The sequence below is a fragment of the Virgibacillus sp. SK37 genome, assembly GCF_000725285.1.
Classification (GTDB): domain Bacteria; phylum Bacillota; class Bacilli; order Bacillales; family Amphibacillaceae; genus Virgibacillus_Q.
This window is the reverse complement of sequence record NZ_CP007161.1, coordinates 1944522-1971296: the sequence shown is the minus strand read 5'-3', so window position 1 is coordinate 1971296 and position 26775 is coordinate 1944522. Positions and strand designations below refer to the sequence as shown.

29 protein-coding genes are annotated in these 26775 nt (G+C 35.8%); 2 read left to right on the top strand and 27 right to left on the bottom strand.

Translation table 11 applies throughout. The annotated features are described in order from the left end of the window. Positions 1-13 precede the first annotated feature (13 nt). From der to prsW, 12 genes are all read right to left on the bottom strand, one after another. Positions 14-1324, bottom strand: coding sequence for a ribosome biogenesis GTPase Der (gene der, locus X953_RS10215; protein WP_040955475.1), 1311 nt, complete (start codon positions 1322-1324; stop codon positions 14-16). An 82-nt stretch (positions 1325-1406) separates the two neighbouring features. Further along, positions 1407-1592, bottom strand: a complete 186-nt coding sequence (locus tag X953_RS10210; RefSeq protein WP_040955474.1) for a hypothetical protein — start codon at positions 1590-1592, stop codon at positions 1407-1409. Next, positions 1589-2482, bottom strand: coding sequence for a YIEGIA family protein (locus tag X953_RS10205; RefSeq protein WP_040955473.1), 894 nt, complete (start codon positions 2480-2482; stop codon positions 1589-1591). Before X953_RS10205 ends, X953_RS10210 begins: the two co-directional genes overlap by 4 nt. Continuing rightward, positions 2475-3071: a hypothetical protein gene (locus X953_RS10200; protein WP_040955472.1), complete on the bottom strand. Its 597-nt coding sequence runs from the start codon at positions 3069-3071 to the stop codon at positions 2475-2477. The genes X953_RS10205 and X953_RS10200 overlap by 8 nt, the downstream gene beginning before the upstream one ends. Before the next feature lie 667 nt (positions 3072-3738). Next, positions 3739-4875, bottom strand: coding sequence for a 30S ribosomal protein S1 (rpsA, locus tag X953_RS10195; RefSeq protein ID WP_040955471.1), 1137 nt, complete (start codon positions 4873-4875; stop codon positions 3739-3741). A 141-nt stretch (positions 4876-5016) separates the two neighbouring features. Beyond that, positions 5017-5601 (bottom strand): 1-acyl-sn-glycerol-3-phosphate acyltransferase, encoded by a 585-nt coding sequence (locus X953_RS10190; RefSeq protein ID WP_040955470.1) that lies wholly within the window; start codon positions 5599-5601, stop codon positions 5017-5019. 62 nt (positions 5602-5663) lie between these two features. After that, positions 5664-6338 (bottom strand): (d)CMP kinase, encoded by a 675-nt coding sequence (cmk, locus tag X953_RS10185; RefSeq protein ID WP_040955469.1) that lies wholly within the window; start codon positions 6336-6338, stop codon positions 5664-5666. Positions 6339-6471: 133 nt separating this feature from the next. Further along, a complete protein-coding gene (locus X953_RS10180) occupies positions 6472-6891 on the bottom strand; it encodes a flagellar brake protein (protein ID WP_040955468.1) in 420 nt (139 codons plus the stop codon). Further along, positions 6815-7132, bottom strand: coding sequence for a flagellar brake protein (locus tag X953_RS10175; protein ID WP_040955467.1), 318 nt, complete (start codon positions 7130-7132; stop codon positions 6815-6817). Before X953_RS10175 ends, X953_RS10180 begins: the two co-directional genes overlap by 77 nt. Positions 7133-7216: 84 nt before the next feature. Continuing rightward, positions 7217-8560, bottom strand: a complete 1344-nt coding sequence (gene ypeB, locus X953_RS10170; protein ID WP_040955466.1) for a germination protein YpeB — start codon at positions 8558-8560, stop codon at positions 7217-7219. A 14-nt stretch (positions 8561-8574) separates the two neighbouring features. Then, positions 8575-9393 (bottom strand): spore cortex-lytic enzyme, encoded by an 819-nt coding sequence (gene sleB / locus X953_RS10165; RefSeq protein WP_040955465.1) that lies wholly within the window; start codon positions 9391-9393, stop codon positions 8575-8577. Positions 9394-9571: 178 nt separating this feature from the next. Further along, positions 9572-10249 (bottom strand): glutamic-type intramembrane protease PrsW, encoded by a 678-nt coding sequence (gene prsW, locus X953_RS10160; RefSeq protein WP_040955464.1) that lies wholly within the window; start codon positions 10247-10249, stop codon positions 9572-9574. Positions 10250-10336: 87 nt separating this feature from the next. Between prsW and X953_RS10155 the strand changes: the two genes are divergently transcribed. After that, positions 10337-11308: an asparaginase gene (locus X953_RS10155; protein WP_040955463.1), complete on the top strand. Its 972-nt coding sequence runs from the start codon at positions 10337-10339 to the stop codon at positions 11306-11308. Between the two features lie 56 nt (positions 11309-11364). Here X953_RS10155 and X953_RS10150 read toward each other — a convergent pair whose 3' ends face one another. From X953_RS10150 to X953_RS10115, 8 genes are all read right to left on the bottom strand, one after another. Further along, positions 11365-12345 carry a YpdA family putative bacillithiol disulfide reductase gene (locus X953_RS10150; RefSeq protein WP_040955462.1) on the bottom strand — a complete coding sequence of 327 codons (981 nt, stop codon included), beginning with the start codon at positions 12343-12345 and terminating at the stop codon, positions 11365-11367. A 97-nt stretch (positions 12346-12442) separates the two neighbouring features. Continuing rightward, complete coding sequence (locus X953_RS10145; RefSeq protein ID WP_040955461.1) at positions 12443-13720, bottom strand: Glu/Leu/Phe/Val dehydrogenase; 1278 nt, start codon at positions 13718-13720, stop codon at positions 12443-12445. A gap of 217 nt (positions 13721-13937) precedes the next feature. Then, positions 13938-14531, bottom strand: a complete 594-nt coding sequence (locus X953_RS10140) for a genetic competence negative regulator (RefSeq protein ID WP_040955460.1) — start codon at positions 14529-14531, stop codon at positions 13938-13940. A gap of 138 nt (positions 14532-14669) precedes the next feature. Next, a complete protein-coding gene (locus X953_RS10135) occupies positions 14670-15437 on the bottom strand; it encodes a metallophosphoesterase (RefSeq protein WP_040955459.1) in 768 nt (255 codons plus the stop codon). Positions 15438-15482: 45 nt separating this feature from the next. Then, entirely contained in the window at positions 15483-15749 is a 267-nt protein-coding gene (locus X953_RS10130; RefSeq protein ID WP_040955458.1) for a hypothetical protein, read from the bottom strand. Then, the gene (locus X953_RS10125; RefSeq protein ID WP_040957077.1) at positions 15746-16324 is read right to left on the bottom strand and encodes a CPBP family intramembrane glutamic endopeptidase; all 579 of its coding nucleotides are present in this window, start codon (positions 16322-16324) and stop codon (positions 15746-15748) included. Before X953_RS10125 ends, X953_RS10130 begins: the two co-directional genes overlap by 4 nt. Then, positions 16311-17861, bottom strand: coding sequence for an ATP-dependent DNA helicase RecQ (locus X953_RS10120; protein WP_040955457.1), 1551 nt, complete (start codon positions 17859-17861; stop codon positions 16311-16313). The genes X953_RS10125 and X953_RS10120 overlap by 14 nt, the downstream gene beginning before the upstream one ends. Next, positions 17851-18939 carry a helix-turn-helix domain-containing protein gene (locus X953_RS10115; protein WP_040955456.1) on the bottom strand — a complete coding sequence of 363 codons (1089 nt, stop codon included), beginning with the start codon at positions 18937-18939 and terminating at the stop codon, positions 17851-17853. Before X953_RS10115 ends, X953_RS10120 begins: the two co-directional genes overlap by 11 nt. A gap of 132 nt (positions 18940-19071) precedes the next feature. Between X953_RS10115 and X953_RS10110 the strand changes: the two genes are divergently transcribed. Beyond that, positions 19072-19320, top strand: a complete 249-nt coding sequence (locus tag X953_RS10110; RefSeq protein WP_040955455.1) for a ferredoxin — start codon at positions 19072-19074, stop codon at positions 19318-19320. 61 nt (positions 19321-19381) lie between these two features. On the opposite strand, the gene X953_RS10105 is transcribed toward X953_RS10110, so the two are convergent. The 7 genes from X953_RS10105 to X953_RS10075 form a co-directional block, all read right to left on the bottom strand. Beyond that, positions 19382-19759: a DUF4430 domain-containing protein gene (locus tag X953_RS10105; protein ID WP_040955454.1), complete on the bottom strand. Its 378-nt coding sequence runs from the start codon at positions 19757-19759 to the stop codon at positions 19382-19384. 51 nt (positions 19760-19810) lie between these two features. Next, the gene (locus tag X953_RS10100) at positions 19811-21583 is read right to left on the bottom strand and encodes an ATP-binding protein (RefSeq protein WP_052350108.1); all 1773 of its coding nucleotides are present in this window, start codon (positions 21581-21583) and stop codon (positions 19811-19813) included. Then, the gene (locus tag X953_RS10095; RefSeq protein ID WP_040955452.1) at positions 21583-22299 is read right to left on the bottom strand and encodes a response regulator transcription factor; all 717 of its coding nucleotides are present in this window, start codon (positions 22297-22299) and stop codon (positions 21583-21585) included. The genes X953_RS10100 and X953_RS10095 overlap by 1 nt, the downstream gene beginning before the upstream one ends. 196 nt (positions 22300-22495) lie before the next feature. Beyond that, on the bottom strand, positions 22496-23686 hold the full coding sequence (gene ccsA / locus X953_RS10090) for a cytochrome c biogenesis protein CcsA (protein WP_040955451.1): 1191 nt from the start codon (positions 23684-23686) through the stop codon (positions 22496-22498). Between the two features lie 26 nt (positions 23687-23712). Next, positions 23713-25356 (bottom strand): cytochrome c biogenesis protein ResB, encoded by a 1644-nt coding sequence (locus X953_RS10085; RefSeq protein ID WP_040955450.1) that lies wholly within the window; start codon positions 25354-25356, stop codon positions 23713-23715. 30 nt (positions 25357-25386) lie between these two features. Beyond that, positions 25387-25968, bottom strand: coding sequence for a thiol-disulfide oxidoreductase ResA (gene resA, locus X953_RS10080; RefSeq protein ID WP_052350107.1), 582 nt, complete (start codon positions 25966-25968; stop codon positions 25387-25389). 52 nt (positions 25969-26020) lie between these two features. Further along, entirely contained in the window at positions 26021-26758 is a 738-nt protein-coding gene (locus X953_RS10075; RefSeq protein ID WP_040955449.1) for a pseudouridine synthase, read from the bottom strand. Positions 26759-26775: the final 17 nt, after the last annotated feature.

Sequence of the window (26775 nt, the reverse complement as noted above, 5' to 3'; positions counted from 1 at the left end):
AAGATCTCCTCCTTTATTGCCTTCTCCTTGGGAATAATTTTATGGGTGTTCCCACAAAGCCAAATGCATCTCTTATTTTGTTTTCTAAAAATCGTTGATAAGAAAAGTGCATAAGCTCCGGATCATTAACAAATACGACGAAACCTGGTGGCTTTACTGCAACTTGGGTAGTATATAATACTTTTAATCTCTGACCTTTCATCGTAGGTGTCGGGTTCATCGCTAGTGCATCCATAATTACATCATTTAAAACATTTGTCGGAACACGTTTTGCATGGTTTTCGCTAGCTAGCTTTATAGCAGGCAGCAATGTGTGTAATCTTTTTTTAGTTTTTGCGGATAGAAATACGATTGGAGCATAATCAAGATACTGAAAATGAGCTCTAACATTCGCTTCAAACTCTTTCATTGTTTTATCATCCGTCTCTATCGTATCCCACTTATTTATAACTATAACAATTGCTCTTCCCGCATCATGCGCATAACCAGCAATTTTCTTATCCTGCTCTCTTATACCCGTTTCTGCATCCAATAACACAAGAACTACATCTGATCGCTCTATCGCTTTTAAGGCGCGAAGTACGCTATACTTTTCTGTCGTCTCGTAGACTTTCCCGCGTTTACGCATACCAGCGGTATCAATTATAACAAAATCCTGATCATCCCTATGTAAGTGGGTGTCAATAGCATCTCTTGTGGTTCCTTCAATTTCACTAACAATTACGCGTTCTTCATTTAACATGGCATTGACCAATGAAGATTTCCCAACGTTGGGTCTGCCAATTAAACTGAAATAAATGGTTTCCTCATCTTTAGCCTCTTCCACCTTTTCAGGAAAGTGACCTACTACTTCATCAAGCAAGTCACCCAGTCCTAAACCGTGCGAACCTGAGATAGGGAAGGGTTCTCCGAAGCCAAGTGAATAATATTCATAGATATTTTCCCGCATCTCCGGATTGTCAATTTTGTTTACACCGAGCACTATGGGCTTATTTGACTTATAAAGTAGTTTGGCTACTTCCTCATCGGCTGCAGTAATACCTTCTCTTCCATTAACCAAGAAAATGATTACATCCGCTTCATCAATGGCAATTTCTGCTTGGTGACGCATTTGAACAAGAAGTGGCTCATCACCAATTTCAATACCACCTGTATCAATCAGACTAAATGTGGTTGTCAGCCACTCAGCTTGGGCGTATATACGATCCCTAGTCACTCCAGGTATATCTTCTACAATAGAAATTCTTTCACCAACTAATCTATTAAAAATGGTTGATTTGCCTACATTCGGTCTACCTACAATTGCTACTACAGATTTCCTCATGAAAGGAACATCCTTTCTCTATACGTTCTATTTGCCTAACTTTATATATTTTAGCAAAAGTAGCACGTATTAACAATTCTTTTTAATGCTTTACAATAATAAATAAGTCATCACTAAGTGAATGTGCAATACCATCAGTAATTGCTTCAAGATTTGCTGCAAGAGCTTCCGACTCATCTCGAGTATCACAAATAAAGATGGGGGCCCCACCCGATATTCTAGTTTTATCTGTCGTAACCACCGCTAAAATTGCTTTTTCCAACTTCATTCGAATTCCTCCTTAGCGATCGGTTTTGATTCAGAAGGCATTCGTATGGCATTTTCAAGCACAGGGACAGATCCGATCACTTTTATTGCCTTTTCAACATCTTTTAGTTGCGGAAGAATAAACACTCCAATTCTTCCATCATCCAAATCCCTTTTTATTAAGGGAGTTAATGCAGGAGTGCCAGAATCTCTAAATACACCGAGGGACACTGATGTATCATGCAAGATAGCCTGACGTTGACCTAAGTTACCTATTGTTGTAATAACATTTAAATTTTTAGGAGTTAGAACAAAGCCCATACCATACTTTAATATCTCTTCTTGTCTCTCTTTTAAACCAATGTTCATAATGTATATATTATCAACATAAAGACCGGCACCTTCAAAATGAAGATCGTGATGCTTAATGTTGACAATATCCTTAATCACGGAGCCACTCATTAATCCTTTCCCTAAAATAAGAGCAATGAGTCCACCAATAATAGCAACATACAGATTGAACAATATATATAACAAGGTACCTATTAAAGCAGTAAAAATAACAAGATAATTTCTGCCTTCAAAAGATATAGCAATCCCTTCTATATATGTTTTGCCACGGGGCACCAATTCAAACTGATCTAGTTCATTCAAAGTATTTCTTTCCATATTTCTTACTTCTCTGAATTGAGTAGCTGCAAGCGTTAAAAAAGTAACTGCAGTAAATTCAAGTTCCATTATTGCCGGGACAGCAACTGCTCCAAGTGATGCTGCAATAAAACCCAAAGAAACATGTATAACTTTACCGTGCAAATAAGTAGGATATTGACGATAATCTGTACGTAACATAATCATTCTTGCAATTACCCCAAGCATAATTCCAAATACAATTGGATAGGTATATTCATTCATTTTGCCACCTCGTTAAGTGATAATTAATTATTGAACCCGTCTTGTTTCTTATCCGTACTAGTATGTGTAAAAATGATATTAATACTACGGTTACAAGCATTTCATCCAAAAATGCCATTCCACCAATAACGACAGGTAAGCCATACCCAATTAAAATATATTGAAAAAGAAAATCCCCAAAAGTCATACCTACAATACAGATGATTAATTGACTAGTTATGTGTTTAGTTAAAAAAGCAATTATTAATGTTATAACAAATGGAGTAAATATACACATTGGGAGTAAATACAGAATTGGTAAATTTGCTTCCCATAGGTGAGAAGTTGCAAAAGCAATCATTACCAAGAAGGAATTTAAAGAATGAGAAAAGATTCTTTTTAATTTGACCATCCAAATGATCCCACCAGTCAACAAAACAAATACAACACCTGCAAGAGTCATACGTGAAAAACCAAAGTATATGTTTGAAGTGATAATTGTTAGTAATAGCCAGCAGGAGAGTCCTGTTCGATATTTATTTTTTGGCATAAGGAACGTTAAAAACACCCAATACATCCAGCTTAACCAGAAAAATAAGAGTCCACTCATCTCAACCCCCTCCCAGTAGCATTATAACTATTCTTATTTCTTAATATACCTCTAAGTAATCAGTTCAGCATTTACTCCTCCCGGTAGCTTCTACTCAACCAGAGGATGAATTTCTAAATAATGGTTCTACTGCAAATGTTGGGGGACAATCGTATTTTGTTCATTCATAGTTGGAGAGAACTGCGAACTAACTAAGAATATAGAGACTGCGTAAATCACCGCTACGGGGAAATATTCCGCTTCGCTACTATTTACTATAATATCTAAGAAGAAAAGTTAAGTTCGCATACACCCAGAATGAGCTGTGTACGAATTGATTGGAGTGTAGGGCGGCGACTCCTGCCGGAATAGCATGAGTCGAAGACCCTGGACGGAGCGTAGCGGAGGAAGCGGCTGAGGCCATGCCGGGCGGCAAAGAAGACACTGTGAGGTTACGAACAGATGTCGCGCTTGTACCCGGAGGTGTGAAAGCGTCCGCCTGAAACGCAAATCAATGGGTGCTTCCTCTGTAAAATTAATTACTCCATTCTCCACAAGTTATGTCGCAGTGTATCTATTTTCCGAATCATTGAATAACCCCAATATATATTAAAACCTAAATAAAAAGACTGTCGAGAAAACTCGACAGTCTTTGATCAACACAACTCAATAACTTGAGAAAAGTGGTTTATTTATACTTATTTAATTTATCGCCGATGAAGTCACCAAGTTGGAAACCTGATTGGTCTTCATCTTTTTCATATTGTTTATATTCTTTTGTTTCTTGCTCCTGTTCTAATTCTTTAATACTTAAAGAAATACGTTCTTCTTTTGCATTAACATCAAGAACTTTCACCCTAACTTGTTGCCCAGGCTCCAAGACTTCCTGAGGTGTACCAATATGACGGTTGGCAATCTGGGAAATGTGTACTAGCCCCTCAACACCTGGCTGTATTTCAACAAATGCACCAAAGTTTACAAGACGACGTACCACACCTTCTACTACGTCCCCACGCTGGATACGTTCCTCGATGTCAGACCATGGCCCAGGAATGGTATTCTTATGGGATAGTGAAATGCGTTCATTATCACGATCAACAGACAACACTTCTACACTTATTTTATCTCCTTCTGATACAACATCAGAGGCATTTTCGACATGCTCATGAGCTAATTGGGAAATGTGTACAAGACCATCAACCCCACCAAGATCTACAAATACACCAAAACTTGTAATACGTTGCACAGTACCATCCAGCACTTGACCTTCTTCTAAGTTATTCAAGATTTCATTTTTCTTTTCTTCTTTTTCTTCTTCTGCGATGGCACGATGAGAAAGGATTACACGATTTTGTTCTCTATCCAAATCCGCTACTTTAACCTCAAGTGTTTTATTTAGATAATCAGAAAAATCTTCCACGAAATAGGTTTCAACTAAAGAAGCAGGAATGAAGCCGCGTACTCCTACATCAACAACTAAGCCGCCTTTTACTACCTCTTTTACTTCTGTTTCAAATTTTTCATTATTGGCGTATTTGCGTTCTAGCTCTTCCCAAGCTTTATCAGCTTCAACTGCTTTCTTTGATAAAACAACTTCATCATCTTCATCGTTTACCTTTTTTACCATAAGTGTAAGTTGATCACCTTCCTGAACAACATCGCCTGCAGTCTCCACATGAAGGTTTGATAGTTCGCTAATTGGAACAATTCCTTCGGTTTTATAGCCTATGTCAACAAGCACCTGCTTGTCCTCCACTTTAATTACAGTTCCTGTCAACGTTTCTCCTTCTTGTACTTCTGTTAATTCATTCTTTTGTTCACTCATATTCTTAGCCCTCCTAATTACAATTAAAACTGCATAACTACAATGAACAACCTGTAAATTCATTCTATAATTTCAGGTAAATGTTGTTATCGTCTTTTTTATAATTTCTAATAATTATAATTAATTGTCAAGTAAAGCAAATCATTTTTGGTGAGATTCCATCAGTTTCCTGATATCTTCCATTATTCCATCGGCAGCTTCCTTTGCAGATGCTTTTGATTGCCTGTAGTGCTCCATATCCACAGGGGGGCCATATACTACTTTTAGTCTTTTAAAAGGTTTATATGGACCAATAATTGCACATGGAATGATTACTGCTTGCGATCTTAGTGCAAAAAAGCCTGCTCCAGCTAGAGGTTTACCCAACTCTCCTGATTTACTTCTTGTACCTTCGGGAAATAGACCTAAAGTTTCTTGATTATCAAGAATTTTCAAACCCTTCCTAAGAGCATTTCGGTCACTTAAACCCCTTTTCACCGGAAATGCATGTATCCCTAATAATAATTTCCCTAAAATAGGTTTTTCAAACAATTCTCCTTTAGCCATGAAGTAAATATCCCTGGGAGAAGTAATCCCTACTACAGGAGGATCTAAATTGGATATGTGATTGGAACATATTATTACAGGACCTTGCTTTGGTACATTTTCTTTTCCAATAACTTTAATTCTATACAGTGGGAAAAGAATAATAGCAACTATTGTTCTTGCAATTTTGTATAAGTTCATAAAAAAACTCCCCGTAACCCATTATAACAGTTATAGTAAAACTATCTCTGTAATAGTATCAATTATTGCTTTTTCATAACCTCTTCCATTATTTGCTCAGCGACTTCCTTAATGGATAAGGAAGTTGTATCTATTTCTATTGCATCATCTGCTTTTATAAGGGGGGCAGCTTCCCGTTTAGAGTCAATTCCATCTCTTTTTTCAATTTCCCTTTTTAATTCTTCCATAGAAGGGGCATGTCCCTTTAACACATTTTCTTCGTAACGACGTTTTGCTCGTTCTTCCACCGTTGCGATTAAAAAGATTTTAATTTCTGCATCAGGCAAAACGTGCGTACCAATATCTCTACCGTCCATAACTACACTTCGCTTTTCAGCTAACTGTCTTTGTCTATTTACCATTTCCTGTCTAATTGCAGGATGTTTGGCTACATAAGATACCGAGTTTGTAACCTTTTGACTGCGAATAGCAGCTGTGACATCTTCGCCATTTAAATAAACCATTTGGCCATGTTCACTTTGGAACAATTCAATGTCCGTATGAAGTAACAGATTCAGTAAACTTTTCTCATCATTAATATCCGTATTATTTTCAATTGCCTTTAAAGTTAGCGCCCGATACATCGCTCCTGTGTCAATATAAATACAAGAAAGTTCTTCTGCTACTATTTTTGCCACTGTACTTTTCCCTGCTGCAGCTGGTCCATCAATGGCAATTGCTAACGTTTTTTTTAACATGTTTCTACCTCATTTCCTCATTAACCATAGTATCTTTTGGAAGTAATTTATAATAGTCAGACCTCTCCCAACTTAGTCCAATATAAATAATAACATAGCAACAGAAAAATGGTCTATTTGAATGAAGAAAAGATTAAACGGACATTTCTTTCTTTCTACGTTCTCTCTGCTTTTCAAAACAATAACGAATAATGTGCTGCTGATCATGTTTTTTAATAGTTGTAAATTGAAATGAGCCTATCTTCACAGTACTTTTTTCTTTTTTAACCAATACTGTCTTTGCCTTCACGTTGAGATATCGCATTTTTCCTGTATGCTCAGCAAAAGCCAACCATATATCTACCTCTTTATCCGCGTCCCATGTAATATGATCCGGTAGAATAACTGAAATACCTCCACCACTGATATCATTGGTGACTGTTGTAAAAGCTGTAAAAGAGTTGTCTAATGGATGGATGGCAATATCAATTGCCGTTTCAATTCGGACAAATTGTCTGCGTTGAATTTTTTTTGTGACTTTCGTCTGGTTTTTTAATTGCCAAAGCAGGTACATTCATTTTCACTCTATCTATAAGCGCTGACTGAAAGTAATATATTGTTTCATCTTTATTTATATATGTAATAGAGAGAAGAGCTCCAATTGGCAAAAAAGCAGTTTTATTTGTTTTTTTATTTACTGGATAATCAATGTATAGAAACTCTTCATTATCTCCTATTACTTTACTGTAGTATTCAGTAGGCTTCCTTTCACCAGGTTGGATATGTTCTATATTCAGTAATGTTCCGATAATCATAATTATCCCCCGTTTCTTACGGCAAATCTCTTCCAATTTAATTATTACAGAAAAGTCTAAAAAGGGAAAGACATTTGTCTTTCCCTAAAAGCTTCCTGCGTAGTTTATTTCTGTCCCATCTAATTTTTCTATCTTCTCTTCTTTACCATCCATTGCGTTAATAAAAATTCGATAGGTCTCCTGTCCCATTACACCTAAAAATTCATAAGTTAATACTTCTTCCCCCAGATCGTTATCGATAATTGAAAGGAAATCTTCTTGAATTTTTACATTCGGATTTACCATCTCTTTAGCCTCTGATTTAGATATTGATGGCTTAGGAATATCTCTTTCCTTATGGTTCATAAAATAATTTCTTGCAGTTAACCCTAAAATATCTCCATTATCCAAACCTATTTTCACTTCTATAGCATCAGAAAATACGCGGACGCCGCTATCGGTATACAAAAAGGAATAGAATCCAATATTATTATATTCGCTACTCTGGTAAAGCTCCATATCGTCAAAACCAGCTTCCTTCAAGTACTTTTCAGCCCTATTCAATCCTTCATTTAGGCTTATTTTCTTATCATCTATTGGCCTCTCCACCAAGAGGGTTAACGGATGTCCTCCCTGTACTGACATATCCATATAGGCATTCGTATTCCCTTTTTCGTAAGAGATACTATAGAAAGGTATGTCAGCACCTTTTCCGCTCTTTGTTATTTTCATATCTTCTGTATTATTTACATTAAAATAATCCTTGCTCTTTATTAATGCATTTTGCTCATTAAGCTTATCCCCTTGTAAATTTTGATACTCATGTTCTTTTGAGGATGTTCCAATTATCGAAGAATCTACATTGCTTTCCGAAAAACCTTTAACCGTTTTTTCTACTGTCTTAAAACCATCAATTATTGTATTATCTGCCTGTTCATCTGCATTTACTAATGCCAGCTGAACATCCATCCAGCGAAGGTTATTATCCAAAACTACATGTTGTACTTGGCGAAGTTCATCACGTATGTCACCAGATTGTTTGTATAAATTTTGTAATGCTTTGGTTTCCTTTTCGGATAACGGATCTTTTTCAAGATTCCTAACTGCTGTTTTGTAGGTGAAATCACCTATATCAGCTAAAAATTCCTCAGTTTTGTTGAATGGTAACAGCCCAAGTGGAAGCTGTCCAACGTTTGATAGGGCTTCTGAGGATAGTCGCCATATTTCAACTAGTTGTGGTGATAAGCTCTTATTAGAATTCATTGCTAGTGCTGTTCCTATTTTATCATTCAGAAGATCCATATGATAGGAAAGTTCATGGAAGGACCGTTGGTACGTGTTCTCTGCCTGAATCAGTATGGCGTTTTTTTCCTGATGCTCTTGATAACCCCAAAAGGCAGTCCCAGCTATCCCTATCGTGAGTACAGAAATAATTATCCAGCGAATCATCAAATCACACCTTTCTATTTACAGAATATATGTTTTCCAATTTTCTTAATTTGTGGCCGAGACCATATCCATGCAGAAGTAGCTGTATCCGGATTGAAATAATATTGAGCACTTCCAGTAGGGTCCCATCCATTTATAGCATCTAAAACTGCCTGTCTTGCCGTCTCATTTGGAGTCAGCCAAATTTGCCCATCAGCAACCGCTGTAAATGCTCTAGGTTCAAAAATTACACCGGAAGCAGTATTAGGAAAAGTAGGACTCTCTATTCGATTTAATATTACTGCAGCTACAGCAACTTGACCTACATATGGTTCACCCCTTGATTCTCCATACACAGCATTCGCCATTAATTGAATATCGTTTTGAGAATATCCCTGAGGCACATTAACTGCTGTATTGGCAGTGTTCGCTGGTTTATCATCCTTATTTTTTTGAGGTGCAGATTGTTTCTCTTTATCAACCCCGCCATAATGTGTGAATTTTTTCCCTTGGTCAACTTGGCTTTTTACATATTTCTCATCGTATTCACTTGCTTTAGCGAGTTTTTGCTTGGTAGTTTGTCCGGCTAGACCGTCTATTTCCATTCCAAACTCATATTGGAAATTTCTAAGTGCCCAGTAGGTACCCCAACCAAAAACACCATCAATTTTTCCGTTATAAAAACCTAAATATTGTAATCTTGCTTGCAATTCAATTACATCATCCCCAACTGCTCCCTGCTGAATAACCTGAGAACTGAAGGCATCTGTTGTTTTTGCAGGCTGGATTGCTACACCACCTATAAACATCAAGACTATTAACAAAAATATTGGGGAAAGTTTTTTATATACCATGTTTTTTCCTCCTGATGAAAACCTTGTATTATAAAAGCTATTTTTTGAGTAAAGCTTTCATTTTATTCATCAAGAATCAAAACACTACCAAAACAAGCTTTGAATAGAACAGAAGCATAGGTACGTAGTCCATAATTTCCTATAAAAAAAATCCTTTGTATTTTCAATACGAAGGATTTTACACTTGTTGTTTCTTGGTATGCAAGATAGTATGGGATATAGAGGCGTTTGCAGACTTAACACGACGCATTCCAATAACCCACAATGCTATCATAAAAGGGATAAGAAGTAACAGCCAGTCACTTGCTATTGTTTTTAATATATAGTTATATAGTCCGTGCAAAAGAAATGGAATTAGAAATGCAAATAAAATATTTCTTTTTTTATTCGTAGTGTGAACCTTAGCTTTACCAAAATAATAACCCATGATCACTCCAAACAAAGCATGGGATGATACTGGGAACAAAGCCCTGCTAACTGCATACCCTATTCCATTAGTTAGCAAAAACAATATATTTTCAACTGTCGCAAATCCTAAACTAACCGCTACTGCGTATACAATTCCATCATAGTGAGCATCAAATTCCGAATGATGGTAAATGGTATACATGATAATAAACCATTTGAAAAATTCTTCTATTAACGCAACAGCAAAAAAAGACTGAAGAAAAGGATCAGTGCTAATTCCCTCCGTGCTAAGTATGTGTTGTATAAACATGATTGGAAATACAAGTAATGCGCCAAGGATGAAGGTTCTTATTATCAAACCCATTGGCTCTGCGAAACGATCTTTTAAGTAAAAAAAGGACATTAATGCCAACGCAGGAGCTACCCCGGCAGAGAAAACAGCAAACATAACCATAACCTCTTTTCAAACCCGATAACATCATCCTATCATTAAGTTAACTTGTTGGGAATAACAAATTTCAAAGTAGGTGAATATATGAGAAAAATACTATTAATACATACTGGTGGAACAATATCTATGTTGGAGAACAAAGAAACAGGAGAAGTTACGGAAGCAAATACGCACCCTTTGACGGACCTATCCTATCACTTTAGAAAATATGCACAAACGGAAGAGATGGTAATATTTTCGTTGCCCTCCCCTCATATTACACCTGTGCACATGTTAAAGCTATCTGAAGAAATAAAGAACAAATTACCTGATTATGATGGAATCGTGGTAACTCATGGTACAGATACATTGGAAGAAACAGCTTATTTCCTTGATTTAGTACTTCAACCCTCCAAGCCAGTCATATTAACAGGTGCCATGCGATCTAGTAATGAAATAGGATCAGATGCTTTATACAATTTAATTAGTTCAATAAGAGTGGCCGTTGAAGAGCATGCACAGAATAAGGGCGTTCTTGTTGTGATGAACGATGAAATCCACACGGCAAAAAATGTCACAAAGACCTCAACAAGTAATGTTGCAACATTCCAGAGCCCACAATATGGACCTTTAGGAATTATAACCAAGGATGCAATTATATTTCATCATAAACCAATTGCACATTATTCGTATCCTGTAGATAAAATAGATAAAAAAGTATTTTTATTAAAAGCTTATGCAGGTATGGACTTATCCTTATTGGAAGCAATCATACAAGCAGAACCAGAGGGCCTGGTAATTGAAGCTTTAGGGCAAGGAAATTTACCTAAAGAAACAATAGAGCCATTACGCAAGCTAATTCATAAACAAATTCCAGTTATCCTTGTTTCAAGATGTTATCAGGGGATCGTGCAGCCAACCTATGGGTATGAGGCTGGAGGAAAGCAATTGAAAGAAATGGGAGTTATTTTTGCGAATGGCCTAACAGGTCCTAAAGCAAGATTAAAATTACTTATTGCACTGCAAAAAGAATATAACCTTCACTCACTTCAAATGATGTTTGAACGTGAATTCTAATTCAATAAAAACTTGTAGAAAGTCGTTGGATTTTCTACAAGTTTTTTATTGCTGTGTTATCTATAGTTTAAAGAAATATGATTTGCTATTTCCTCTCCATGAAAGCGACCGTTTTCAATAAAAATCTCATTGTTGTTATAACCGGAGGCAACTACCCCGGCAATATAGATGCCAGGAATATTCGTCTCATACGTATTTTCATTATAATTAGGACGACCATTGCTTTCGTTGATTCCAACACCAGCCTGTCTTAAGAAAGAAAGATCAGGATGATAGCCAGTCATTGCAAACACATAATCATTTTCAATTGAATACTCCCTGTCATTTACAGAATAATGGACCTTTTCTTCTGTAATCTCCGTTACACATGCATTAAAACACATATTTATCTTTTTGTTTCTGACCAAAGAATCAAATTCTGGAAGAATCCAAGGTTTTATACTCTTCGAATATTCACTTCCTCGGTATAATACAGTAACGTGAGCCCCTGCTTTATGAAGCTCCAGAGTTGCATCCACTGCGGAGTTTTTTCCACCTATTACTAAGACGTTTGTATCAAAGTATGGGTGGGCCTCTTTGAAATAATGCATTACCTTTGTCTTATCCTCACCAGGTATTCCCATATAATTGGGCTGATCATAATAACCAGAAGCTATAATTACATGGTCAGCGAGATAATTATTTTCTCCCCCAGCTTTATATGATGTATTAACTTCAAACAACTCATTCTTTTTACTTATAGACACCACTTTTTCAAATGAATGGATTCGAAGATTTTCTCTTTCTGCTACTGTTCTATAATAGGCTAAAGCTTGATTTCGTACAGGTTTTTGTTTCTCAGTAATAAATGGAATCCCACCAATTTCCAACTTTTCGCTAGAACTAAAGAAGGTTTGATGGGTTGGGAAATTATAGATCGTATTTACAATATTTTCTTTTTCAATGATGAGTGGTTTTATACCTCTTCTTTGTAATTCTATCGCACAGGACATTCCACAAGGTCCACCACCAATAATAATTACCTTTTCTCTATTCAATTCTAAGCACTTCCTTTGGTTAAACGATAACTTATTTAATGGAAAAAACTCTTACCCAACTATACATGATAAGAGTTTTTTCGTCATATAATTTGTTTTATACCCAGCCGCGGAACCTGGATGCCTCTGCCATTTTTCTGACCCCAACCATGTAGGCTGCCAAGCGCATATCTACACGTCTAGTTTCAGCTACATTATAAATGGAATTAAATCCTTTAATCATAATTTCATGAAGTTTTTCTTCAATCTCTTCTTCAGACCAATAATAGCCCTGGTTATTCTGAACCCACTCAAAATAAGAGACTGTTACACCACCAGCGGAGGCCAGCACATCCGGAACAAGTAAAATGCCTCTATCCGTTAAAATCTTTGTGCCTTCAATTGTTGTCGGCCCGTTTGCAGCTTCTACAACAATGCTAGCTTTGATATTATGTGCGTTTTCCTCTGTAATTTGATTTTCAACTGCAGCGGGAACTAATATATCACAATCTAGCTCTAACAACTCTTTATTTGAGATTGTATTATTGAAAAGCTTTGTTACAGTACCAAAACTATCTCTTCTGTCAAGTAGATAATCAATATCCAGTCCTTCCGGATCATGCAAGGCACCATAAGCGTCGGAAATACCTACGATCTTTGCACCTGCATCGTGTAAAAACTTAGATAAGAAGCTACCAGCATTACCAAATCCTTGCACTACAACTCTTGCTCCTTTGACATCAATGCCCTTTTTCTTAGCAGCTTCATTAATGCAAATTGTAACACCTTTTGCAGTTGCAGATTCTCTTCCATGGGAACCACCGAGTACAATCGGTTTTCCTGTAATAAAACCTGGACTATTAAATTCATCAATGCGACTGTATTCATCCATCATCCATGCCATGATTTGTGAGTTTGTAAAAACATCCGGTGCAGGAATATCTTTGGTTGGCCCCACAATTTGACTTATAGCACGAACATAACCTCTACTTAGACCTTCAAGTTCACGGAATGACATTTCACGGGGGTCGCAAATGATACCGCCTTTCCCGCCACCATAAGGCAGGTCAACAATACCAGCTTTAAGACTCATCCAGATTGAGAGCGCTTTAACTTCTTTCTCAGTTACATCCGGATGGAATCTCACGCCTCCCTTTGTCGGCCCGACAGCATCATTATGCTGTGCACGATATCCTGTGAATATTTTAATTGATCCGTCATCCATACGTACTGGAATTCTTACAGTCATCATGCGGATTGGTTCTTTAAGTAGTTCAAAAACCTCATCTGGGTAACCCAGTTTTTCCAATGCTGTTTTAACAACAGTTCGTGTTGAACTTAATACATCCATTTTATTATTTCCCTTGGTAGAATCTGCTGCTTTATCGGCTACCATTAATTTACCTCCTAGAATATCTATAAATATTTTATAAATAGCTGTACTCAGAGATTAGTATACACTTTCATCATAATTATGCAATAAAATAAAATGATTTTATATAATTATTTTATTTTTGATTCTATAAGTAGTGTTTCTATTCCTGGTACTGCGGAATAGTTAGTTAAAATTTATCAATTTTTATTTAGTGGAGATAAACAATTCACATATCATATTACTTATCATCCTGATTCTTATAAAAATAATGAACGACCTGTTGAACAGCTTGTGAAGAGAATATTATTTTTCCATATTCTTTTAAGCGTACGGACGTAATAATACTAGGAAAAGCATATTCTGACATAATAGCAATGATATCCTCTTTATGTTGATCATTTAAATCATTCTCATTTAACATTACATAGTATGAATTGCTCATATAGTATATCTCTCCACCATTAACGCCTAATGGAGATAAATAGGAACATACTTGAATAATATCTTCAAAATCGTTAAATGAGAAAATTAATTCATTGCTCTCATCAAGAGTGACTTTCATTTCAATAAAATCCTCATCATATTCCATCTCTTCTTTCTGTGTAACAATCACATGCATTCCCTGTGCTTGCATTAATTGTACTTGTACAAGTAGCATTCCTTCCAATTCAAAGCCAAGTTCTGAACTGGCTTCATACATCATATCACTAAAAAGCGTCCGGACACTTGATGCATCATGCCATAAATCTTCTTTTGTAAAACCACGTTCGATCAAATCATCGAACGTTAAGAAAATCGTAAATTGATCATCAGACATTCTTTCAATGCGCATACAGTATCCTCCTTTGTATTGCATTATACAGAATCTTTATCATTTTTATATGCTGTAAAATACAGCGCTAATTTGATCCTTTATATACTATATGCAAATTTTAAGATTGTTGAACATGACAACTGCTTTAGATTAGCATTAATTTCTCTCCAATTGAATAATATGGCACTCTGCATTTGTTCCTAGACGAAAAGGCAAAGTAGTATAACCATATCCCTCACTAATTAATACATTCGTATCTCTGATCTTACTAAGCTTACCTCTTTCATATGGCCCTTTGCCAAAAATGCGTATTTGCCCACCATGTGTATGTCCAGCTAGAACAATATGTATCATATCTTTTTCCTTATTGTCTAACCCCATGTAAGTGCTTGGATCATGCGTAATAAGTAGTTTATAAACGCCTTTGGATTCATTCATAGGTAACTCCACGTTGACATTTCCATATTTACAACAATCTATTCCTAATAAGCTAATAATCTGATCTCCTCTTCTTAAATCCTTATTTGTATTTAACAGAATATGGACATCTTCTTGTTCAAGAATACGTTTTATTTTTTCAGGAGAGGCTTCATAATCATTGTTTCCCCAAATAAAGTAGATGGGTGCGTGCATGTTTTTTAATTTTCTAATGTTATTTCTAACTCTATTTAGTGGAACCCCTTTTTCAGTTAAATCCCCTCCAATAACGATAATATTAATTTGGCTTGATATGGTTTGCAGTGTTGTTGTTCTTATCGATCTTCTATGTATATCAGAAATAAAGAAAATTTTAAAGCCATTAAAGTTAGCAGGTAGCCTTTCATCTTTTATTGTCTGATATCGTACATGATCATGGTGTGCCAAAAATAACATATAACAAATAAGTATAGCACCAAGAGCAAACAGGGTAGCTATGTATATCAATACCTTTCCTCCTATCCATATCACCAGTATGTTATATAGTTTAGATCAATACCACAGGTAATATGCTATCAGGACAAGAAAAGTCAGAGCAAGAAATACAATGATAAATCGGATTAGTGCTTTGCTGATTTTGACCCTAGTTGATTTTTTTGACGTATGTACCTGTTTTCGGGGGGGTAAATTTAATAAATCTATTTTCGTAGTTTCAGAATCCTCAGCGTTTTCTTCTTCTGCTACGCCTATGCTATTTTCATCATCTGTAACCAATTTTCTTAGTTCAGTTGCTTGATCTTTAGATTGATTAGAATTCAATGTTTACACCTCTTTTTTAAGCGGATGAATAACGCAAGTACGAAGTCTATAATGAAATGAGCCGTGATTGTTACAGCTAGATTTCCAGTTAGCTCAAATATGTAACCTATAAAAAAACTGACAAACAAAACAGAGAGCAACAAAACTGGTTTCTTCAAATAACGAATATGTACCAACGCAAAAGTTGTACTTGCAACTATATACCCGAAAGAACTTTGTATTACGCCCCTAAATAACATCTCTTCAGCAATAGCAACAAATAAGGTAATTAGCAATAAAGAAGGAAAAGTTATGTTCCGAAATAAACGCTTATTAATTCCTCCATCATCATAATATTCAATGGGGAAAATTAACATAATGATTAAGTCCATCAACAAAATAATTAAAGCTGTTCCAATACCAAACAAAAAAATTTCTTTAAGATCTAACTGGAAAAGGTTAATCCACTTCAATGGTTGCTCAAATAAGAATACACTTAAAATATAACTTCCGATTAGAAGCAGAATCTGTGTTAATACTACCTGTTGCCTTAACTCCTTATCAGTTAACCGCTTCATTATTTCACTTTGCTTCATCGGTTGTACCAAACAAAAGTAGTTTTCTTAATTTTACCTCCCACGTATCATCAAAAGAATTTTTTGTTACATTAGTTTGTGAAGGAGTCCATTGAGACCATTGAAAGTCACAATTACTGCAACATTTAAAAAGAGGTGGTTTAACAGTGTTTTGAAACGTACTATATAGTTTCTTTCTCAGGCAATCCTTTTCCTCTATCCATCTTAGAATTTCCGTAAGGTTTTTCTCTTTTAAGCCAGACCTATGATTTTTCTGCTCTATTATTTCTTTCTGAGCTGTATTCCATTTCTCTGGGTCAAGATAGATGGCCCTGTTATTAATTATCCCTCTCTTTTCCAATTGAAACAGTAAAAACCTCCACTGAATTTCACTTAACTGGAAGTAATTCTCTATTTCCATGGTACTGCTTGGTAGGGATTGATTCGCTTCAACTAATTTTTGAAGTTGATGAAATGTATATTCGATTTGGGTATTGTTAGGAAGTTCCCCTTGTATCATATATTGTGGAATAAAAACATCTCCAGGTGATGACAATAATAAACTAACACAGGTGTCTCCATCCCTTCCGCCCCTCCCCACTTCCTGAATAAAACTTTCCAGATTTGGAGGCATATGAAAATGAATAATTAGCCGGATATTACTTTTGTTAATTCCCATCCCGAAGGCACTTGTACAGCATATCACGTCCAACTGATCACTCATAAACTGTTGTTGAACTGTAACACGATCATATTGGTCCATTCCCCCATGGTAAAAAGCAATTCGAGCTTCCGTATTACTTTTCAACTGTTCGGAAACCTTTTCTGTAGCTTCTCTGCTGGAAAAATAAATAATGGTAGGAATTCTATATCTATTAAGTAATGTCGTTATTACCTGTAACTTGTCATTTTCATTCACTAGTTGCTGAACACAAAAAGTAATATTATCTTTATCCATAGGATGTACATGACGCGCAATTTCTTTTCTTCCAAGTGTTTCTACAATATCTGATTGTACCTCCATTGTTGCTGTAGCTGTTAATGCTAATATGGGTGGATTATTTAGCAATCGAATAGTAGCTTCAAGTCTAAGATAATCTGGACGAAATTCATGCCCCCATTGAGAAATACAATGTGCTTCATCAATTACAAACAAACTGACGTGAAGCTCTTTGAGTAACTTTTGCAATCTATCCTGCTGTAAAATTTCTGGAGAAACATATACTAGTTTATAGTAATGAATATTTTTGTAAATTTCGTCTCTCTCCGTTCTGGAAATAAAACTATTTATTGCAGCTACTTCCTTGAAATGAGAGGCCTTTAATTGCCGGACTTGGTCAACCATTAGTGAAATCAATGGAGAAACTACAATTGTGACTCCTTTCAGAAGTTTTGCAGGTAACTGATAGCATATCGACTTCCCTGAGCCCGTAGGAAGAATGCCTAATACATCCTTTCCTTTCATCACATCCAAGATTATCTCTTCCTGACCTGTTCGAAAAGAAGAATAGCCAAAATATTTTTGTAAGTTTTCTTTTAGTATCGATTTATTTATCACCTTTATCACCTGAATGAATTGTATTCTTTATTAAAGATAATACAAGCCGAATCTCAAAGTAGCTCACTTCGTGATTAATATTCTCTTTAATATCTTTTAACATAAACGATTTTGTTTGCTGGATCGCTTCCATTATGGAGTGTTGTGTTTTTTTATTAACGTACTTTTCGATAGGGAACGCTGGATCATGGATTGCGATTTCTACAATATGATCATATATTGTATTATATTTTAATTTTCTGATCTGAGCAATTGCAGGAATATCATATCCCTTTTGCAAAAGTCGGTGTGTGCTTTTTGCTGAATTCGTTAGCAGCATATTTTCGGGTTGGATATCACCTGTCATAAAGGTGAGAAAAGGAAATTCCTCTTTATCTTCCACAACAACTTGCAACATATTTTGCGTCATTGCTGTAATTAATAATGGTACTTCCCATTGTGACCTGCCATATTTATTCGCCAGCTGATCTAAACTTAGCCCATATTGTTCAAAACCGGTTAAACGGTCAATAAATAGATGTGCTTCCTCATCGGTAAAATAACGAAACACTTTTTTTAATTCCTCATACAATTGGTTGAGTGTTTCTCTGGTTTGGTAAACCTGACTACTATAAATATGCTTCACCCACCTTTCTGTTTCTGGATCATTGACAACCGGTAGAAAAGAATAATTATTCCTTGTTGTATTTGTGAGTGTTTGAATGAGGAGTACTAATCGTAAGTAAAACTTTAGTGAAGTGTTAGCATATGTTAGCCCATTAAAGTAATGAATTGAGGAGCTATCAGAATTCCTTTCTAGCCATTCATTTCCCAGTTCTGTTATTAAATAGGTCTCTGTTCTTCGTTCCACATCTGCTTCTGCTATTAATTTTTGTCTAATTAATTTCTGCATTTCTTTATTATAATCTGCTTTTCTTATATTTTTAACGCTAGAATAGAAGTTCGTAAGTTGATACATATGGATATCTTGTATGGTTTGTATCGAGCGCTTTCCTTTAATAATATGAAAAATGGCAGAACTGGAGCGTTCCCCTTTTAACCTCTTTACACATGTGAGTAGCAATGCTTTTAATATCAATCTTTTTCTTCCTTTTTTATAAATTTATTGAATTAAAGTACGATCAGAATTACACTATAATTAAAGGTTCGAATAAAAAGCTATATACTTACCTCTCAAGAAAACATTCCAGTAGGCTAAGGAGGTTTTATAATGCCTAAATTTACAGCTGTTGATCAGGAAACATGTATAGCCTGCGGTGCCTGTGGCATTCATGCGCCTGATATTTTTGATTACGATGATGAAGGAATTGCATTTTCCTTCCTTGATGGTAATACTGGAACACTAATTGTTCCGGAACATTTGGAAGATGATTTAATGGATGCTTGGCAAGGTTGTCCGACTGACTCCATAAAAGTGTCAGAAACTCCAGTGAAAAATAATCTGAAATGTTTTAAATAAATATTTAAATACCAGTTTTTGTTAGAAACTGGTATTTAAATTAATTACTCTTGATTTATATTTACTTTGAAGAATGGAAATCAAATACAATCTTATCCCCAGGCTGTAGCTCGTAATTCTTTGGGGGTACAGGAGATACCTCCCCATTAACGGTGTAGTCCCACTGTTTTCCCCCATCATCCTCTATTGATAACCGTTCAATGGAAGTAATTACCTCATTACTTGAATCTGTTTCAACATAAAAATTATTCTCCATTACATCAAGTAAGTTATTTCCACTTTCTACTTGTATCTCTTTTTCATGAAGATACTCATTTCCATTGTCCTTTGAGATCGTAATTAATGCAATATTTTCTTCCTTGCTCATTTTATCTCCACATCCAGCCAGCAAACAGATTATAAGTAAAATTGTTCCCAGCTGAGCTGGTTTTTTAATCATTTCCAAACCCTCCACGATATTCCAAATAGTTAATTTTGATAACGAAAAAAATCAGCTTAGATTTTGGTCACGATGGTTTAGCTTAAACATAAATGTAGTACCTTGATCCAGCTTACTTTTTGCCGTAATCAATCCATTATGAGTGTCAATTATATTTTTTGCTATAGACAAGCCTAATCCTGTACCTTTTTGTTTATGAACTCTTGTCCTGGATTTGTCTGCTTTATAAAACCTTTCAAAAACAAATGGCAGATCTTCTTCGGAAATTCCACTGCCATTGTCGACCACTTTAACTTGAAGAGCTTCTTTATCGGAAACAACTTCAACAGTTACAAAGCCATCTTCTGCAGTATGACGGATAGCATTATCAATTAAATTTGTAAAAACCTGGTCAATTCGGTCAGGATCAAAATAAGCTATAGGGACCTCCAGCTTTTTGGAAAGAGTAAGCGATACGTTGTTATCGCTTGCTAGTCCGCTGAATTTCTTCATTATACGATCTACATACGGACCTATCTCCACTTCTTGGATATTTAATTGAATATTCCCTGCTTCCATTCTAGCAAGATCTAATAATTCATTTACTAATCTTCCAAGCCTTAAGGATTCATCATGAATAATTTGAGCCAATTCATTCTTTTCCTCTTTAGATTCTGCAATATCATCTACAATTGCCTCACTATAGCCTTGAAGCATAGAGATAGGTGTTCTTAGCTCATGTGATACATTTGCTATGAAATCCTTCCTCAGCTTGTCCAAGCGACGCTCGTCTGTCATATCCCGAACTACAGCAACCGCACCACGTACGTATGATTGGTCATATAATGGTGTCATAAGCATTACCCAATTTCTGCCTTGTAGACTAAATTCATGTAGCACTTCTGGTTTGCCATCAATGACGTCTCTCAGCAGTTCTTTTAACTCATTTGGAATTTTTCTTTCTTCATTATTGATAGTTATATTATTTTCAAAATACCAATCTTCAATAAACTGCTTTGCAGGGCCATTCGTTACAATCATATCGCCATTTCGATTCATTGTAATAACACCATCAGCCATTGAGCTAACGATACTTGAAAGCTGCTCCTTTTCCTGCCTTAATGCGTTAATATGAAACTTTAGCTGTCTACCCATACGATTAAATGCTAAAGCCAACTCTCCTATTTCATCATGAGTTAATATTGGTACTTTCGTATTAAACTCTCCACGAGTTAGATCAAAAGCAGCTTCTCGCATTTTAATTAATGGAGAGGTGATTCTAGTTGATAGGAAAAAAGCAAAGATTGTTGTAAGTACGATAGCAATTCCCGCAGCTAAAAAGATAATTTTAGTAGTTTCTGCTTTCGTTTGTTCTATGACATCCAAGGATTGGTACACGAATATCGCTCCATTCCCAGGGATAGGCATTCCGACAATCATTACTTCGGTTTCTTCATTAGAAAGTGAAATTTGTTTTCTAATCTCTCTCTGTTCAGTCAATACATTCCTTAGGTCTGGCTCCTGGTTGACTATTTTTCTGTTTAGCTCCATTAATTCTTTATTTTTACTTTCAGAAACCCAGCTTTCCCCATCTCCAAAGAAAATTGCAATTCTACTAGCCGGATTTTTCACTCGTTCAGTAGTTTCCTCAATTAACGATTCGTTTTGGTGTTGTTCCACAAGTACGGAAACCTTTGTAGCTGTTTGCATCATTGCTTTTTCAGCCTCTTGGATGTGAAAGTTTTCGAAAAACTGGAGCAGCAAGATAGTTAATATAAAAAGAACAAATGAAACAAGCAACAAGATTGTAATTGCCAGTTTTCCTACTACACTACGCCAAAACATTATACATCATCAACTTCAAATTTATAACCTACACCCCATACAGTCACAATCATTTTTGCCGCATCCTTGGACACGTTATTAAGCTTTTCTCTAAGTCGTTTTACATGAGTATCTACTGTACGTAAATCACCAAAAAATTCATATTGCCAAACTTCTTTCAATAAGTGTTCACGATTGAAAACCTTGTCTGGAGACTTTGCTAGAAAGCATAATAATTCGTATTCTTTTGGCGTTAAGCTAACTTCTGAGCCATCTGCTGTAACTCGATGTGCATCATGATCAATTGTTATATGTGGGAAAACGAGTATATTATTAGAAGTTGGTTCAGCCTGATTAAAAGCGCCTGTAGTTACTCTTTTGAGTATAGCTTTAATACGCAAAACAACTTCACGTGGACTAAAGGGCTTGACAATATAGTCATCTGCTCCAATTTCAAAACCCTGTACTCGGTTGGCTTCTTCACCTTTGGCAGTAAGCATTATCACAGGTGTTAATTTTTCTTTTCTTAGCTCTTTACAAACTTCTATGCCATCCATTTCAGGCATCATTATATCAAGTAAGATAACATCATAGTCATTATTTAATGAAAGTTCTAATGCATCTGTGCCATTATCCGCCTCTTCTACTGTGAAATCTTCACGTTCTAAGTACATTCGAATTAATCTTCTAATTCTTTCTTCATCATCTACAACTAAAATTTTTGTTGATGTTTCCATTTGTGTTCCCCCTTTGCAATCCCAGTAAAAATCATAAAATATTATCCAAATAATTGATACTGACAGGCCTTATCCAGATTAATAATAGCAGGCACTAATAATATTGTCTCTTTACATAGAGTATAAACTATAAACTAAAAAAAGTATAAGAAAAAACAAGGCATCTCTCTTTTCAAAAGATGCCTTGTTGGGAGAATTAAGCATATGAATGTAAACCTGCTAATACAAGATTTACAGCAACTAGGTTAAACATAATAATCGCAAACCCTACAGTTGCTAACCAAGCAGATTTTTCACCATGCCACCCTCTTGAAAGTCTTAGATGGAGAAAAGCCGCATAGAAGAACCAAGTAATTAGAGCCCAAACTTCTTTCGGGTCCCAACCCCAGAAACGCCCCCAGGCTTCCTGTGCCCAAATTGCAGCAAATATTAATCCTCCTAGAGTAAACACTGGGAAACCAATCGCTACTGCTCTATACGTGATCTCATCAAGCAAATCAGGCTTAGTATTTTTCAATAATGGTTGAATCACTGCACCAATTCGTTTACGAAGCACGAGTCGTAATAGTACATATAATACGGTTCCAGTTATAAATGACCAGATTAGTGTATTGAACTTTCTGCCTGCATCTGCCCCGTGCATCCAGGCGGGAGTTTCAAATAAAGGTTGATTTGCATCTTCCGTTAGCAATTCCCCATCATTTGGACCTGCTATTGGAGGTAAATGATAATTAGACTCCAAAGTTTGTCCACCTGTAGGATAAGAAAAGGTAGCATTATAATTCATCATATTAAACGTTACAGTTATAACAATAAAACCAACAAATACGATTAATGAGTACAATACTACTTCCAGCCATGCCGTACGTTTACTGCTTTTCGTTTGATCTATTTGTCTTATTAAATAGATCAAACCTGAAACAAAGCTAAAGGCCAAAATCCCTTCTGCAAGTGATACTGTTGTTACATGGATATATAGCCAGTGACTTTGCAATGATGGCACCAATGGCGATATATCAGTTGGAAACATACTGGCATATGCAATAATTATTAACGCAACAGGTAGCGCGAATAAACCTAAAACCTGCAAGTCATAAATAAAGTAAATAATGATAAAGGCAAGTACCAGCGACATTCCGAAAAAGGTCATAAACTCAAATAAATTACTAACAGGTACATGGCCACTAGCTATCCATCTGGTCACAAAGTATGTGAGTTGGGATAAAAAACCAATAATAGTAATAGTGATCCCTATTTTACCGGCATTGCCTTTCTTTGAGCTTGTACGCTTGTCTTTTATAGTAGCAGCAAAAAAAATGGTTGCTATTAAGTACAGTACAAAAGTTATATATAACATCGTACTGCTAATCGTAGTTAAATCTCCCATGTATATCCTCCTAATATAAACATTGGTTATTCATCAAGTTCCTGCTGATCCTCAACCATATCAACTTGTGTACCAGCAATCACTTTTTCAATGTCTTTTTTGACACCAAACCAGTTTTTATTTGTATGTGCAGCCATTAATAAACCACCATTTGATGGCTGGATCCAAATTCTTCTATGCTGCCAGTACATCCCCTGTATTACACCGATCATGAAGATCAACGCACCTAACCCAAAGAAAGGTAATGAGTAGTCACGTTTTACAGCTAAACCACTAACATCATGCATTTCAAAGTCGGTAATCCCTAACTTATAATCATTCTCTCCGGTAGCATCAATATTTTTACCAATGCCTAAGAAGCTAACCTCTGCTTCTTCACTATCTGGGGGATATACTAACAGAACAAATGCAGGATTTCTTGGAAAGTTAGTTTTCGAAGCAGGGATATTATTATCGTCTAAATAATAGTCAGGATAATATTTACTTATCTCCACTTTAAACCCATTATCTAACTCGTATTCCGGTTTAGGCGAATTCAAATCAATTGTAAACGAACCAAGCGCATTTTCTTCTGCATCATCAACTTCATGCAATTTAAATGTCATGTTGGTAAATTCATTTAATTGATAGCCAGATTGATAAATGGAATAACCATCAAATTGAATCGGTTGGTTCATACGAATACTATCTTCAATAAATTTTGTTAGTTCAGGATCTGCCCCTGGAACGGATGACTCCTCTGCTTTATATATAATAGCATTCGTTTGAAAATTACTCGGGATCTCTCCACCCTCTTTAACGATTGCTTCACGGAATTTATCATCATTTTCATCATATGTTTCAATTATGAAATCCTTATTTTCTATATAATACTCTCCGTCTGTTCCAGGAATCACTAATTGTTGTCCTTCTCTTACCCAGACGTATTCATTGGTATAAAAAAGCGGGGTTAAGCGCAGAATCGCTGCAAGTAAAATAATAATTAAACCAATATGATTAACATATGGACCCCATCTGGAAAAACGGCCTTTTTCAGCAAGAATATGACCATTCTCTTCTTGAAGTCTATACTTTTGATTTTTCAACTGATGTTTAATTAATTGTATCTCATCATCTGTAACAGCATTCGTTTCACTGAACAACCGTTGTCTTCTCAAAAAAGTTTCATGACGCTTGGCTTTTTGCTTTTTCAACGCTTTATATAGTGGTACAAAACGATCTAAACTACATATAACTAAAGAAATACCGATCAAAGCGATTAACACCATATACCACCAAGAGCTATATAAATTGTGAAACCCAAGCTGATAAAAAATTAATCCGAAAATACCATATTGTGCCTCGTAAAAAATTGCTGGATCACGCGAAGGCGCATCAGCAGGTATGTACATTTCTTGAGGGAATATAGATCCAATTGCTGAAGCAATCAATGCAAGAACAATCAGCCATACCCCTACTTTAACAGATGAAAAAAAACTCCAAATTTTATCGATTATGGATTTATTATACGTTTGGGACCTTCTCGCAGTACCGTCATACCGCATATTTAACAGCTTTTTTTTATCATTTCCGTCAATATGCTGATTTCCTTCAATTGGTTTGCCACATGATTCACAGAGCACTGTCCCTTCAGGGTTAACATGCCCGCATTCACATTTTATTTTATTCATTTAAATCCCTCGCAATAAGTTAAAATGATATTAGCTTCTCGGCTTAATATCCTGTAAATAACCTTCCAATCTGTCTAACGTTAAAGCACCTTCCACAACTTCAACTATTTCACCTTCAGGGTTAATAAATAATGTGCTTGGAATAGGGCCTATTTTATACAGATCTTTTACTTCACCTGATTTATCAAACGGAACAGGAAATGTAAGGCCATATTCATCGATGAAACGTTTAACAACCAACTGAGTAGCATCGAGACTTACAGCTACAATCTCAACCCCTTGTTCTTTATATTTCGGATATAGCTTCTGCATGTAAGGCATTTCATCTTTACAAGGCTCACACCATGTGCCCCAAAAGTTTAACATGACTCCCTTTCCTTTTAAGTCACTAAGTTGAATTGTTTCTTGCTCATTATTTTCATTGATCTGTTGTAACTGAAAATCTGGTGCTTTGTCGCCTGCTTTATAAATAGCATTATCTTTCTGAAAATGGGAAACTAGTGCAAATATAACTGCACCAACCAAAATTGCTAGTATAATGGAACGAAAAATTAGGCGATTTCGTTTCTTTGCTTTCTTATTTTCTCTAATTTTGTCTAAGCTCAAGCCCATCACTCCCTCACCTATTATATCATCTATGCTTACTTCTAATTTTGACTATTGTTTAACAATTTTCTAATGCAAGATTTCTCATTTGTTTTACTTCTTTGGGAGTAAGTGGCCGATATTTCCCCGGTTGCAGGCCTTCCAGTGTTAACATACCATACTTCTCTCTTTTAAGCTTAATAACAGGATAGCCAAGCTTGTCCATCATTCTACGTACATGTTTATTTTTTCCTTCCTGCAAGGTCAATTCAATAATACTAGTATTTTTATTTTTGTCTGTTGAAAGGATGTCATACCGAACAGCCTTCAATAATTCCCCTTCGTCGCGAACACCTTTTCGCAGTAATCCTAATTCTTTTTTTGTTGGGAGACCTTTAACCTTTGTTACATACACTTTTTCCATTTGATATTTAGGATGCATTAGCAAATTAGCGAACTCTCCATCATTTGTAAGAAGAAGAAGTCCAGACGTATCATAATCTAATCTGCCCACAGGAAAAACTCTCTCTGGTATATCTCCAAGTAAATCTGTTACTACTTTCCTCCCTTTTTCATCCTTCACGCTAGAAATAACCCCTCTAGGTTTGTAAAGCATATAATAAACAGGCTCTTCTTTTTCTAAAGGAACACCATCAATTTCTATTCGGTCTCCTTGGGATACCTTTGTACCCAACTCCATAATTATTTTTCCATTTACTTTAACTTTTCCATCTATAATAAGTTGTTCCGCTTTTCTTCTGGAAGTAACTCCACTTTGTGCTATTACCTTCTGAAGTCTTTCTAAAGAGTTTGTCATCTTCTTATCACCATTTC